At 36.2% G+C, this 13,716-nt stretch carries 11 protein-coding genes; 10 read left to right on the top strand and 1 reads right to left on the bottom strand.

The features are described 5' to 3' along the window. Nucleotides 1–20 precede the first annotated feature (20 nt). From ND811_RS08675 to ND811_RS08720, 10 genes are read left to right on the top strand one after another with little or no spacing between them, the layout of a single operon-like run. Nucleotides 21–563: a PaaI family thioesterase gene (locus ND811_RS08675; RefSeq protein WP_265351758.1), complete on the top strand. Its 543-nt coding sequence runs from the start codon at nucleotides 21–23 to the stop codon at nucleotides 561–563. Beyond that, entirely contained in the window at nucleotides 560–1,879 is a 1,320-nt protein-coding gene (locus ND811_RS08680) for an LIC20035 family adhesin (RefSeq protein WP_265351757.1), read from the top strand. Before ND811_RS08675 ends, ND811_RS08680 begins: the two co-directional genes overlap by 4 nt. Further along, the gene (locus ND811_RS08685) at nucleotides 1,870–2,850 is read left to right on the top strand and encodes an AAA family ATPase (RefSeq protein WP_265351756.1); all 981 of its coding nucleotides are present in this window, start codon (nucleotides 1,870–1,872) and stop codon (nucleotides 2,848–2,850) included. Before ND811_RS08680 ends, ND811_RS08685 begins: the two co-directional genes overlap by 10 nt. Then, nucleotides 2,851–3,669 carry a DUF58 domain-containing protein gene (locus ND811_RS08690; protein WP_265351755.1) on the top strand — a complete coding sequence of 273 codons (819 nt, stop codon included), beginning with the start codon at nucleotides 2,851–2,853 and terminating at the stop codon, nucleotides 3,667–3,669. Next, a complete protein-coding gene (locus ND811_RS08695; protein ID WP_265351754.1) occupies nucleotides 3,662–4,501 on the top strand; it encodes an LB_053 family protein in 840 nt (279 codons plus the stop codon). The genes ND811_RS08690 and ND811_RS08695 overlap by 8 nt, the downstream gene beginning before the upstream one ends. Before the next feature lie 2 nt (nucleotides 4,502–4,503). Next, a complete protein-coding gene (batA, locus tag ND811_RS08700) occupies nucleotides 4,504–5,457 on the top strand; it encodes a VWA domain-containing protein BatA (protein WP_265351753.1) in 954 nt (317 codons plus the stop codon). Next, nucleotides 5,454–7,085, top strand: coding sequence for a VWA domain-containing protein BatB (gene batB, locus ND811_RS08705; RefSeq protein WP_265351752.1), 1,632 nt, complete (start codon nucleotides 5,454–5,456; stop codon nucleotides 7,083–7,085). The genes batA and batB overlap by 4 nt, the downstream gene beginning before the upstream one ends. Then, nucleotides 7,069–8,640, top strand: a complete 1,572-nt coding sequence (locus ND811_RS08710; RefSeq protein WP_265351751.1) for a BatD family protein — start codon at nucleotides 7,069–7,071, stop codon at nucleotides 8,638–8,640. The genes batB and ND811_RS08710 overlap by 17 nt, the downstream gene beginning before the upstream one ends. Before the next feature lie 3 nt (nucleotides 8,641–8,643). After that, nucleotides 8,644–10,473, top strand: a complete 1,830-nt coding sequence (gene htpG / locus ND811_RS08715; RefSeq protein ID WP_265351750.1) for a molecular chaperone HtpG — start codon at nucleotides 8,644–8,646, stop codon at nucleotides 10,471–10,473. Between the two features lie 60 nt (nucleotides 10,474–10,533). Then, a complete protein-coding gene (locus tag ND811_RS08720; protein ID WP_265351749.1) occupies nucleotides 10,534–12,858 on the top strand; it encodes an ATP-binding protein in 2,325 nt (774 codons plus the stop codon). On the opposite strand, the gene ND811_RS08725 is transcribed toward ND811_RS08720, so the two are convergent. Continuing rightward, nucleotides 12,848–13,651 carry a magnesium transporter MgtE N-terminal domain-containing protein gene (locus tag ND811_RS08725; protein WP_265351748.1) on the bottom strand — a complete coding sequence of 268 codons (804 nt, stop codon included), beginning with the start codon at nucleotides 13,649–13,651 and terminating at the stop codon, nucleotides 12,848–12,850. The genes ND811_RS08720 and ND811_RS08725 overlap by 11 nt on opposite strands. Between the last annotated feature and the right edge of the window lie 65 nt (nucleotides 13,652–13,716).

Consider the following 13,716-nt stretch of genomic DNA (forward strand, 5'->3'; position numbering starts at 1 on the left):
CACCAAACCAAGGATAATGAATGAACCAACCTATAGAAAACCCATCCAGACACGGTTATGAAATCCACCATGATACATGTTTTGGCTGCGGAAAAGAAAACCCGCTCGGGCTAGTAGCGGACTTCACTTTTCATGATGAAACTGGAGAAGTCAATTTTACTTATAATTTTAAGAAATTGTATAATGGAGCACCCGGCTTCGTTCATGGCGGAATTCTTTCTACCGTACTAGATGAAGCGATGGGAGGACTTTGTTTTCATTTAGGTTATATCGTGATGACAGATACTATGGGCTTTAAATTCCACAAAGCCACTCCAGTAGAAAAAGAATTACTCATCCGAGCATGGCCTATTAAAAAAGCGAAACGAAAAGTTTTTTTAGAATGTGAACTTACATCTCTCGATCGAGAAATCTTATATGTAAAAGGGGAGGGGGCATTTCATATACTCCCGCCACGTTTTTTCTCTGATAAATTAACTGGAGGAAAAATAGCGATTGCGAGTGAATTGCTAGCAGTAAATAAATTGAAACGCGCACATCTCTTTGATAGGATAGAAACATGAAACTAAAACTTCTCTACTTAACCATCTCAATACTGGTCATCCAATGTTCTGGTGCCTCCATAAAAGACGGGTCAGGCGACCAAGAATTCGAACTCAAATTTACCAAAGGCAAATGGATCAGAACAGAACGTTTCAAAAATTCCGGTGGAATCCGAGCCATTGGAGAAGTCAAAGCTGAATGCGGTGGTATTCCTTGCACTGAAGACCAAGTAGCAAAATTTGCTCCCGCAAAAATCAAATCACTCCCCAAACATGGCTCTTGGGAAGAATATATCCAATTCGAACAACCTGGGTCAACTGCAGAAAATCCAAAATATAAATCCACATTAGATCAAGTAGGAGAATATATTGATGGGAAAAAAACCGGAATTTGGAAAAAACCAGATCCAGAAAATCCACAAAGGTTTCTTGCAGAAACTCCTTGGGTTGACGGTAAAAAGGAAGGGATAGCAAAAACTTTTGATAAACAAGGCAATGTAACCTCAGAAACTACTTACGTGGATGATAAAAAAAATGGACCATACTATCGAAAAAATAACAAAGGTGAGTGGGTAGAAAAAGGTTCTTTTAAAGAAAACGAAGAAGATGGTGAATGGATCTATTATTTCATCGGAGCAGATGGAAACGGGATCAAAACAAAAGTTTCATACAACAACGGCCTTAAAAATGGGCAAGAAATAAACTACTATAAAGACGGCGCAGTAGAATCTCAAGGTTCTTACACATCCGATGTACGTTCTGGTTTATGGAAAATGTTTGGACCAAAAGGGAATGTACTAGCCGAAGGAACATATTCCAAAAAAGAAAATTCAGAAAACTTAGATATAAAATATGAAAGAACCGGAATCTGGAAGGAATACTATGCAGATGGAAAACTTTTTGGCATTGGACCAAGAAAACATACAAGAACCGGCGAATGGAAGTTTTACTATAAAAATGGGCAGATTGGTTACCAAGGGAATATGGCAAACGAAAGTATGTTGGAATCTGCTAAAGTATTTGATAACACAGGAAAAATTTTAGGAGAAGGAAAACTTTTCTTTTCACTTGTAAAAATTGATGAAGAAACACAAGATTTAAAACTTAATTACAAACCAAGTATTCCCTATACTTACTTTTATCCTTCAGGAAAAAAAAGAATGGTCATTCGTTCCACTGAAGATGCAACTGAATATTCTGAAGATGGAAGAGAATTAGGAAAAGGACCTGTGGAACCTCAAGGAAGAAAAATGGGCTGTTGGACCATTGGGGGAAAAACAGAATACTATATGATTGATAAACCGATGCCAAAAATGACTCAATCACAATGCAAATAAACAAAGAACAAATCAATGAAATCTCCGATCAAGTCAAGTCACTTAGATCGGAACTCTCTGAATCTATATCGGGAATGGATCATGTAATCCAATCTCTATTCGTTGGCCTTGTTGCCAACGGACACGTGTTACTCGAAGGAATGCCAGGACTTGCAAAAACACTCGTTGCCAAAAATTTAGCATCCATTATGGATGCTAAATTTTCACGGGTTCAATTCACGCCTGACCTGTTACCAGCAGACTTAACAGGCACTAATATATTTAATCCCAAAACTTCATCTTTCGAAATTCGAAAAGGTCCGATATTTGCAAATGTATTACTTGCTGACGAAATCAACAGAGCACCCGCAAAGGTTCAATCTGCATTGCTCCAATGTATGGAAGAAAGACAGGTATCAATTGCAGATCAAACCTTCGACCTAGAGTTACCATTTTTTGTTGTAGCAACTCAAAACCCAATTGACCAGGAAGGTACTTACCCACTTCCAGAGGCGCAACTTGATCGTTTTTTGTTTAAAGTGACTGTCACCTATCCATCATTTGACGACGAGCTGGCAATCTTACACCAACATGGAAATTTAAACTTTCCCAAGAAAAAACCAAATAAAATAATACACCCAAAGGATATTCAAAAAATTTCGGAAATTTCAAACAAAGTCTTTATAGAACCAAAATTACAGAACTATATCGTAAGCCTTACAAGAAACACAAGGCCAGAAACTACAATAGACAATGAATTAAAAACCTATATTCAACATGGAGTAAGTCCTAGGGCAAGCCTAGCTTTGCTGAAAGTCAGCAGAATCAACGCATTGTTAGAAGGTCGCGATTTTGTGATCCCAGAAGATATACATCGGTTTTTCTCCGAAATCGTAAAACACAGACTCCACCTAACCATTGATGCAATCAGCGAGGACATCAGCACAGATTCCATTATCAAACGAATCTTATCTGTAACGGAAGTTCCATAGATGTTATCTCCAGAGTTAAAAAGATTACTCCAGGTATTACAATGGGAAACTAAAAAGAGATTCTCTTCCACTAGACAAGGCATCATAACAATGTCAGAAAAGGGAAGAGGGCTTGATTTCAAAGAAGTCAGAAACTATCATTTAGGAGACGATATACGTTATATCGATTGGAATGTAACATCCAGAACAGGCGAGTTATACACAAAAGAATTCTATGAGGAACGTGACGCTCCCATCATAATTTTTTTAGACTTAAGCAACTCACTCAGTGGTTCAAAGAAAGAATCTGCATTCCAAATGGCACTCTTTTTATCTCTCTTCCACGTAAAAATAGGGAATCGCGTTTTACTCATCAGCTTTTCAAGCAATCAAAAATCTTCCGCTAACTGGCTCAGAACAGAATCCGAAGTTTTTTTAATCTTTACAAAGGTAACCAAACAAACTGGCGGTGACGAGACAAATTATGAAGAAGCATACCAATATGCATTTAAGCTCTATCCGAAATTTGCAGTTAGTTATTGGATTTCTGATTTTAATCAATTTTCGGCTTATCTAAAGAACAATAAGGTTCCAAAAATTTGGGAACAAGCAGGCATTTGGATCGAAGACGAATTAGAGATAATACAATATCCAACTTGGTTTAAGTTTTTCGGGAAAATTTCGGAAGAAAAAATCAGCTTTTGCAGCCTAGAGAATACATATGAAAAAGACTTAAAAGCCGCAAAAACTTTTTTTGGACAAAACTTAGTTCGCATCAATCCTAAAGCAAAACTTTCCAATCAGATCCTACCCTTATTCAAAGCAAAACGAAATGGCTAAATACATTACATTATTTTTCCTAACAACCATTTCCATTTATGCATTACCGAAAGAATCAGTTACAGAGAACGATATTTATGTTGGTGATACCGTTCATTATCAAATCGAATTAACAGATTCCGATGAACATAGTTTAGATGCCACAGAAGGCGAAGTTTATGATGACGACACCGTACCTTCTTTCAAGATTTTTAATATTGTTAAAGAAAAATCAAAACTAAAAACATCAATTATCTTTTATAAACCTGGAGATTATACAATTCCCGTCACTTGGAAAAAAAACGACGAACCCATGAAATCCACTCTAACGCTCAAGGTAAAATCTCAACTACTAGGTAATGAAACTGATATTGAAGACATTGAGCCACCGATCAATTTCTCGGGACCATATTTTTTTCGTTTATTCATAATTCTTTTGATAACCGCAATAAATATTTATCTATTATACGCTCTATACATCTATTGGAAATCAAAACCAAAAGTAGTAGATGCTCTCTGGGAAAAACAACCAACTTTAGAAGAAAAAACCAAACGACTTCATAACCTAGAAACCTATTTGCAGACGAATAAAATCTCTGAAAAAAAATTAGCGTTTAAAATCAGCGAATATCTAAAAGAAGCATTCTCAAAAAAATTAGGACAAAACTTATTAGGGAAAACAGATTCTGAATTTTTAGCAGAGTTATTTGACAGAACTCATATAAACGATTCTATTCTCAGGGAATTGCGAATATACTTTAGAAAGACAAAGTATGATGAAAATATAGCTGAAATAAGCAAAGAACAAGCAGTAGCTATTTGGGAAAAAATCAAACAGGATTTTGGACTATAATTATGGACCAATTCCAAAGACCTTACCTATTACTATTGATTCTCCCATTTCTCTTGCTGGCGCTTTATCAATGGCGAAAAAAACCGATTGGATCTGTCTTGCTGATCCAATCGGATCGATTTCGATCGCAAAACAACAATTTCTTTTTAAGAACCAAGATTCCGTTCTTAAAAATCACAGAATTTCTCATTTATGTGGCAAGTATATTCCTTATCATTGCTGCAGCAGGTCCAGGTAAAAAATATCATCTAATGCCCGATATAACGAATGGAATCGACATCATGATTGCGTTAGACATTTCTGGTTCGATGGTTAATTCCTATGATTTTTTACCAAAAAATAGACTAACAGTGTCGAAAGAACTACTAAGGGACTTTATCAAGAAAAGAGTATCTGATCGCATAGGAATTGTACTCTTTGCGGGGGCAGCATACCTTCAATCTCCTTTATCAAACGACAGATATGCATTAGACGAGCTGATCGCAGAAGCTTCCGATGAAGACATATCTGAACAAGGCACTGCTGTTGGTGATGCATTAGTATTGTCAACTTACAGGCTCAAAGACTCCGCAGCAAAATCAAAAATCATTATCCTCCTAACAGATGGAGTGTCAAATACCGGAAAACTTGACCCAGAGACTGCCTCTCAAGCAGCCAAAGCTTTTGGGATTAAAGTATATTGCATAGGGATTGGAAAAGAACAAGGCCAATACGAAGTGAATTATGAATCATTAGAAGAAATCTCACAAAACACGAGTGGTAGATTTTTCCGTGCAGAATCTCCAGAAGTACTACAAGAAGTTCTGAATGAAATTAATGGTCTAGAGAGAGTAGAACTCCCTTCAAAACCAATGGAAATACAGGAAACGAATTTTCCTACGGCGTTATCCTATTTCTTCGGTTTACTGGGAATTGTTGGTCTTTTTATGTTTTATCCACTTACGGAAAAGTTATGACAAATTTAAATCTTATCGCAACAGTTGCTCTGCTTTGTATTTTCATTTGGATCCTTGTCTTCTCCTTAAAGTTATATATCAATGTAAAAGCCAATCTATTTAAAGAAAAACATCCAAATTTAAAAAATAGAATCTATACAAGTAATACAAAAATATATGTTTTGAGAATACTTTCCTTCCTACTTGCACTTTTTTTTGCATTTTATTCTCTGTTTAAGACAAAATCCACAGAAGTTGAATCTCTCAAAGAATTTGAATCCGCAGACATCATGTTTGTTGTCGATGTGAGTTTATCAATGAATGCAATAGATGTTAAACCAAGTCGACTCAAACGATTCCAAGACTTAGCATTAAGAATTCTACCTTGTCTCAAAGGAAATAGGGTAGGAATTGTCGTTTTTGCAGGTCAATCTTTTTCTTTTTGCCCATTAACCTCCGATATTTCAGCCGTATCCGACTATATACAAGCATTAGGTGTTGAAATGGTTGGTGCAAAAGGAACAGACCTTGCAGTAGCTCTAGAGAGAGTAAACAAAATCAGAAAAAAAAATAACAATATATCCTCGCAAATAACTATAGTTGTTTCTGACGGAGAGGACCATGAAAACCAAAACCTTCCATCTATCGGAGGGGAGGTGATGGTATGGGGAATTGGTACTCCAGAAGGCGGCTACATTGAATACCGCGATCCAGGAACTGGCAAAGGAGGTTATGTGACTTTGGATGCTGGTATATCAGATTCACCTATGACACCAAATCTAGTGATTTCCAAAATGAATATTGAAAAACTAAAAGCCATAGCCGAACAAAATGATGGAAGTTATTATGATGTTTCTTTCGAAGCCGAGGGAGCCTATGCTCTTCTTGATACAATACAATCTATCAAAAAAAAGAAAATTCAAAGCGTTGAGCGTTTCAAGAACGAAGATGGTGCACATCCATTTTTAATCGCAGCGATTGGCTTCCTGTTATTAGAACGAGTCCTAACCTTTTTTATGCAAAAAATACCAACTAACATTTACTTAGTCCTGCTGCTACTGATCTCTATAGGTTGGGGTAGGCTTGAAGCCTGGGAACTCGACCCAGGAGGGAATTCTATCGAACGAGGCGTAAAATCTTATCACAATAAAAATTTTAACGAAAGCAAAAAGGAATTTGATAAGGCAAAAGAATACATCAAAGATGATCCAAAACTGTTCTATAATGAATCTGCAACAGCCTACCAATTAGGACAATATAAAGAAGCCAAGGAACTTTCAGAAAAAATTCTAGCTCATCCAAAAGCCGATCAAGAACTAAAAGCAAAAGCAAATTTTAACCTAGGAAATATTTATGCTAGATTAGGGGACAAAAAGAACGCATTAAAATCATATACTGATACTTTAAGAATCGATCCAGACCATCTTGCGGCTAAAAAAAACATAGAACACCTGACCAAAAAAAAGGAACAAGCACCTAATCAAAATCCAAAGAACAACGAATCAAACCAAGAGCCTCCGCAAAATAACAAACAAAAAAAACCGGAAGAAGATAAGTCTGATGCAGAAAGAATTTTGGAACCTTTCTCACAGGACACAATTTTAAAAAATAAAAAGGGAGGTTCTTTTGATAATGAAAAATTCTGGTAAACTTATACTTTTCTTTGTTCTGTTTTATCTTATTCCATTTAAAAAAGTCCTTTCTGCCGATGTAGAATTCAATTTATACCCTAACGAGTTTTCTCTTGGGGAACATGCAAAACTAGAGGTGAGAGCTCATGGAGACAAACCTTTCCGAGCTGTTAAAACTAATATTATACTAAATGGTGTGCATATTCAATTTTCTGGCAGTGGAACAGAAACTCAAATCATCAATTTTAAAGTAACCAAATCACAAATACTAAACTTCCATGTTTACACAGAAGCAGAGGGGACATTTAAACTTCCAGAAATATCAGTTGAATACGATCACAAAACCTATACATCTCCACCAATCTCTTTTAAAGTCAGCAAAAAAAACAAACAATCACAAAACCAATGGTTGAGTCCATTCCCATTTGATATAGAAGATGACTCATCACCAGAATCCCCAGAAGTATCTTTTCATACAAACAAATCCGTCTTTTACAAAGGGGAGCCAATCGTAGGTTATTTCGTATTGTACTACAATGGATATAGACAACCATTTCTCGAAAGAGATCCGAACCAATCCATTTCCTTTCCCTATTTTCTTTCGGAGACTTTAAAACAAGTTTCCGTACAAATTGAACCAGAAGTAATCAGAAACAATCACTTAAGAAAAACACTCGTTTATGATAAAGAAATATATGGTCTAACTGGCATTAAAGCAGGAAGGTTCCAGATCGGGAAAACCAAATTTATCACAGGAGACAGTCTTCGTTTCAACTCGTTACAAGAGACAGTTAACACAAATCCTGTAACAGTCACAGTCCTGGAACTGCCCTCAAACAAACCGAAAGAATTCACAGGAGCAATTGGAAACTTCAAAATTAGTCTAACTGACTTTCCAAAGACAGTCCACAAGGGAGAAACAGCTTATTATGAAATCACCATTGAAGGAGAAGGCGGGTATGAAGGTATATCTCCATCATCAATGCAGAATCCAAAAGTTCAAGTCATCTCACAGAACAGGACAAAAACTTTCCGGAAACTAGACTCGGGTGAATATGGATTTTACTCCGTAGTAAAAATTCTTTACGGACACCAAACTGATTTGCCAGGGAAGCTGCAAATTGAGCCATACCATTTTAGTTTTTTTTCATTAAACGAAAAACAATATAAATCTCTGGCTCTAACATTTCCTGAAATTTCCGTACTTCCAGAGAAAAAAAAATCTCCAGAAACACCAAAATCGGGTTCAAAATCCGGAAGTAGTCCATCGATTTTAGCTTTAGTTTTGATTGCGGTTTTTGGCATTCTCTCCTATGTAGGTTATAAACGATTTTCGTTTAGCAGAAAGTCAAATATGTATTTAGAGATGGTTAGATCTTTTGGAAAAAAGAGAAACATTTTTCTCGCAGACTATTTAGAAAAAAAAGGGATCCAGAAAGCGGATACAGAATTTTTGGTAACCCTTCTTAACGATTCAGATAAACTAACCCCAGAAAAAACTTTTAAGAATTTATCCGAACAAGAAAGAACAAAAGTCTTATTATTAAATAAGCAATTAAAAAACAAGGAGTAACATATGTCAGTTGAAGAAAAAGGCAAAATTAGTGTAGAAACAGAAAACATCTTTCCCATCATAAAAAAATGGCTATATTCCGAGAAAGATATATTCATTCGAGAATTAGTTTCCAATGCAAGTGATGCAATTACGAAGTTAAAAAAAATCGCATTATCCGAAGAATTTGAGGGAGGAAACGAATACAGAATTGACCTAAACTTTGATGTTGAAAATAGAATTCTATCCATTGAAGACAATGGAGTAGGGATGACTGCAGAAGAAGTCAAAAAGTATATAAACCAAATCGCATTCTCCGGTGCTACAGACTTCGCAAAACAATATCAAAATGCAGAAAACAAAGCAGAAATCATTGGCCACTTTGGCCTTGGCTTCTATTCTTCTTTTATGGTTTCTAAAAAAGTTACAATAGAAACTAAATCATATAAAAAAGGACAAACGGCTGTTCTATGGTCAAGTGAATCAGGAACTGATTTTACGATCTCAGAAATCACAAAAGAATCCAGAGGCACAAAAATATCTTTATATCTCGACAGTGAGTCTGGAGAATATTTAGATAAATGGAAATTAAAGGAGCTCGTTAAAAAATATTGCGACTTTTTACCTGTTGGCATTTACGTATCAGGAGAAAAAGCTAATCGCGAAAAACCGTTATGGTCAGAAGAACCCGCAAAAGTTTCCGCAGATGATTATAAAGATTTTTATTCTTACTTATTTCCGTTCTCTGGCGAATCCCTTTTCCATATCCATCTAAACGTAGATTACCCATTTCGTTTACAAGGAATTCTATATTTCCCAAAACTCACTCATGAATTAGAGGCTTCTAAAAACGGTATTAAACTATTTTGCAACCATGTATTTGTTAGCGATAATGCAAGCGAACTTATACCACAATTTCTCACCATCCTGAAAGGAACAATAGACATTCCAGACCTGCCCTTGAACGTTTCGAGGTCATATCTGCAAAATGATCCCCTTGTAAAAAAGATTTCAAACCATATCATCAAAAAAGTTGCCGATCGCCTTATTGAAGATTTCAAAAAAAATAGAAGCAAATATGAAGAAAATTGGAACGATATTTCATTATTCGTAAAATATGGGGTTCTCACTGATGAAAAATTTTATGATGCGATGAAGGACCACTTAGTCTTTAAAAATTCAGAAGGTGGATACTCCACAACCTCCGAATATTGGGAAAAAAATAAAGAAAAGAACCAAAACAAAATTTTCTACGCAAATGAAACAGAAATGGGATCTGTCTACATGGAGTTACTAAAGTCACAAGGATTGGAAGCTCTATTAGTTGATTCAAAAATCGATTCCCACTTAATACAACATTTGGAAATGAAAAATCCAGATTGGAAATTTCAAAGAGTCGACTCGGAAATAGCTGACCAAATCGTAGACAAAGAAACTCCCAAAAATTTGGTAAACGAAGATAACAAAACGGAATTCGACAGAATCAAAACTTTATTCCAAGCTTCTTTGCCAACCGATACAGTGGAAGTAAAGGTCGAAGCGTTAAAATCTTTAGAGGTTCCAGGAGTCATTCTTTTGCCTGAGTTTATGAGGCGAATGTCCGAAATGAACTCAATGTTGAACCGAGAAGACACAAAAAACATCTTAAAATCACATACCCTTATGGTAAACGCCAAGTCTCCATTAGTAAAATCCGCCTTACAAGCGTTTGAAGGAGTAAACCCAGATAAAGGAAAAAAATTAGCAAGGATCATCTACGACTTATCGCTCTTATCAGCGAAGGTAATGGATGAAAAAGAAGTTTCGGAATATACCAAAAGGACAACCGAGTTCCTCCAAGAGATTTTTTCCTAACAACGGGAAATTCCTACAGAAAGATTTGGCAATGATTCCTATTTTTGGAATTGTTGCCATGTGATCCAGATTTGTATAACAAGTCGCCTTAGTTCTTTACCTGTCGTTGTCGCCTATAAAAAAGGATACTTTGAAGAGTTCGGAGTCAAAGTTTCCCTTCACGTCAACACACACCACAAGGCAATTATGCCATTACTGGACGCTGGTCGAGTCGAAGCTGGCGAGGTTCCTACCATTGCTTACTTACAAGACAGTTTTTTAAAAAAATCAAAACTCAAACGAATTTATAAAGGCATTTATCTTTACCACTCTCCACTTTCTTTCTACTCAAGATTTCAATTCAAACCAGAAGACTTAACAAGAAACAAAGCCTATATATTACCAGTCCCACACCAATACTCTGTAGAAAGACTTTTTGCGGAAAAATTTCTAGAGGAATATGCTCCCAAAAATCCAGTCAAAGTTCGTTACATTGATACACCAGGATTTTTGGAAGAAAAAGAATTTCTAAAACCTTCTTGTCTAGGTTTAGTTTCCGACTCTTTCTCTAGCCCATTCCTTCGAAACTTTCAAGACTTTGCTAATACACTTGAATTACCAATACTTGAAACCAAATCTTTTTATCCTTCCACCTTATTAGCGTTCAGTGGGGACGCTGTATTAAAAACAGGAAGAGATGTCTCCGGTGTACTGCTTGCGGTAAAAAAAGCCATAGACCTTTTACAAAACACAAACCAGTTAAGTAATGGAAACTTATGGGAAGACTTACAACTCTCACATTTTTACCCACATCTAAGAGTAGGGGAAACAAAGAATCTCCTTAACTCACATCCCCTAATCCAAAAAGGTATTTTTTCCTACAAAGGAGACGCCACAACTCTCTATCCACTTCTTAAAGATGTATACTTTCGATTGATTCGCAGGGTCATCCAACCTGACGCAGTAAAAGCAGCCTTTGATTTTGATGAGATCCTTTCGGCTTTAGAGCCAAAGAAAGTATTTGATGTGCGTAAACTAAGCAGCTTCCAAGAACCAAAGGAAATAAAATTACATGCGCCATCACAAATCAACTATAGGAAACTAAACGCAGTACGACACCTCATTGTCGACGTCAACTCAGTAGTATTGGATATACTTCAAGGAAATTACAATTCTAGACTAAATTCAGATGAAACTTTACAATTAGATAACCGGGTCAAAGTTCTCGTAAACTCTATGTTAGACTCATTTAATGCAAAACTTGAACTCCAAAGAGAAGAAATCACTGAACTCGAAAACCTTATCTCTATTTTAGAAATCAAACTTGATCGTTCAGCCGTAGACCTTCAATATTCGGAAGAAAAATACAGATATTTATTTGAATTTTCAAGAGAGGCCATTGCCCTTGTAGACGCCGACACCGGAAGCATACTAGAAGCTAATAATCAGTTCCGATTATTAACTGGATATACCCGTGGTGACATCACAAAGATGAATATCGAAGATATCATCCTTGGTAACCAAGTGTCCAACCAACTTAGGTTTGGCTCGGACCTTTCTTCCGATACTATGTTATCACTTCCCGATGTGGAAATCCTCGTCAAAGATGGAAGTAAACTTGAAGTAGATATCAGTTTTACTTCTATTTTGCTTTCACCCAAAAAACGTTACCAAGTACAGTTCCGCCCCAATTCAGAGAGAAAAGAACAAGAAAGACTACAACACGAATTTATTTCAAACGTAAGCCATGAACTAAGAAGCCCTATGACAAATATCAGAGGATATTTAGAATTTTTTAAATCCGATACCTCTTTACCATTTAACACCGAACACAAAAATATGTTAGAAGTAATAGATAAAAATGCTAAACGACTAAGCTTTTTAATCGAAAATCTATTAAAGTTAACCACATCAAGAGAAAAAGACAAAGAGGCTGAGGTAGTAGAAATTTTCGATCCCGTTCCTGTGATCGAAGACGTAATTCACATGAACTCGCATCTAGCAAAAGGAAAAGCGATTGAATGGGATTTATCACTCAAAAAAGGATTTTTCTTACGTGGAATCAAATTCGAATTCTCACAAATCATTACCAACCTTTATGTAAATGCTCTAAAATATACATTTAAAGGCAAAATCGGAATTTCTATTCGCGAAACCAATGGGAAAATTGAAATCACGGTAGAGGATACAGGAATTGGAATCGACCCTACCTACAAAAACCAAATCTTCGATCGTTTTTTCCGAATTCCTTCTTCTGATAATAAAAAGATAGGTGGGACAGGTCTTGGATTGTCCATCGTCAAGTCATTAGTGGATAAAATGTCCGGAGAAATTTTTGTCGAAAGCAAAATGGGTGAGGGAAGTAAGTTCACCATTTACTTCCCAAAAGTAAACATCAGCGCTTAGCAGTTTTTTTCTTTTTGGGAATCTGTTTTTTCTTGGTCGTTTGTTTTGATTTTTTCTTTGCAGGTAAATCATCAGGTTTCAATAGAACTAGGGCAGGGATGTTCTTCTCATCCAACTGCATCCCCGAAAGAATCAGCGAAAGCTCTAACATCTCCCTTGTTCCCAGCAAATGCATCATTTCTAACGCTTGGTTCATTCCGAGTTTTCTAAAAATCTTCAGTGTATTCCCAACGCCAAAAAACTTGATGAGGATCGGAAGCTCAGCTAACCCACGTTGTTTGATCCACTTTTTGCAATCAGCCACAGAAAGTTCACTTACGAGTTGGATTACAGATCCAACTTGAATTTCATCCACCAGCCAAAGAAAGTCCTTCATAGGAATTTCTTTCAAAAGAGCGATGGATTTATCTATTCCCAAAGTCTTAAGAATTTCCACACTAGTTTCTTTTCCTAATGTTTTTGCAAGAAGTCCCACATCATGCGGAGGAATGCTTCGGGACACAAGAGCCAAATCTTCCATCGGAAGAGAATGGATAAAATAAACCAAATCATCATCTTCATTCTCTCGGATCATCTCCACGAGAATTTTTTCAGGGATCTGCTTTACCAACTCAACTACAGTATCTTCACTTAACTTTTGCGTTAAAACAATGAGCCTTTCTTTAGGCACCTTCCCTGTTAGTGAAAGTAACTTCTCATAACCGAGATTTTTCAAAATCTGAAAAGATTTTTTGGGGCCAAGTTTTTCTAAATACTGATATACACTTTGGATGGTAACTAGAACTTCTTTCATTTGCCCCAACTTTGGATACAAACTGTCAGAATCTTCAAAAAATTCCAGAGAAATTCCTTTTCGAA

Origin of the sequence: Leptospira soteropolitanensis (assembly GCF_026151655.1) — a bacterium.
Classification (GTDB): Bacteria; Spirochaetota; Leptospiria; order Leptospirales; family Leptospiraceae; genus Leptospira_A; species Leptospira_A soteropolitanensis.

Coding starts and splice junctions, on each gene's coding strand:
- ND811_RS08690 (WP_265351755.1), top strand. CDS start 2,851: ATGTTATCTCCAGAGTTAAAAAGATTACTCCAGGTATTACAATGGGAA.
- ND811_RS08725 (WP_265351748.1), bottom strand. CDS start 13,651: ATGAAAGAAGTTCTAGTTACCATCCAAAGTGTATATCAGTATTTAGAA.
- ND811_RS08675 (WP_265351758.1), top strand. CDS start 21: ATGAACCAACCTATAGAAAACCCATCCAGACACGGTTATGAAATCCAC.
- batA (WP_265351753.1), top strand. CDS start 4,504: ATGGACCAATTCCAAAGACCTTACCTATTACTATTGATTCTCCCATTT.
- ND811_RS08680 (WP_265351757.1), top strand. CDS start 560: ATGAAACTAAAACTTCTCTACTTAACCATCTCAATACTGGTCATCCAA.
- ND811_RS08685 (WP_265351756.1), top strand. CDS start 1,870: ATGCAAATAAACAAAGAACAAATCAATGAAATCTCCGATCAAGTCAAG.
- ND811_RS08710 (WP_265351751.1), top strand. CDS start 7,069: ATGAAAAATTCTGGTAAACTTATACTTTTCTTTGTTCTGTTTTATCTT.
- ND811_RS08695 (WP_265351754.1), top strand. CDS start 3,662: ATGGCTAAATACATTACATTATTTTTCCTAACAACCATTTCCATTTAT.
- batB (WP_265351752.1), top strand. CDS start 5,454: ATGACAAATTTAAATCTTATCGCAACAGTTGCTCTGCTTTGTATTTTC.
- htpG (WP_265351750.1), top strand. CDS start 8,644: ATGTCAGTTGAAGAAAAAGGCAAAATTAGTGTAGAAACAGAAAACATC.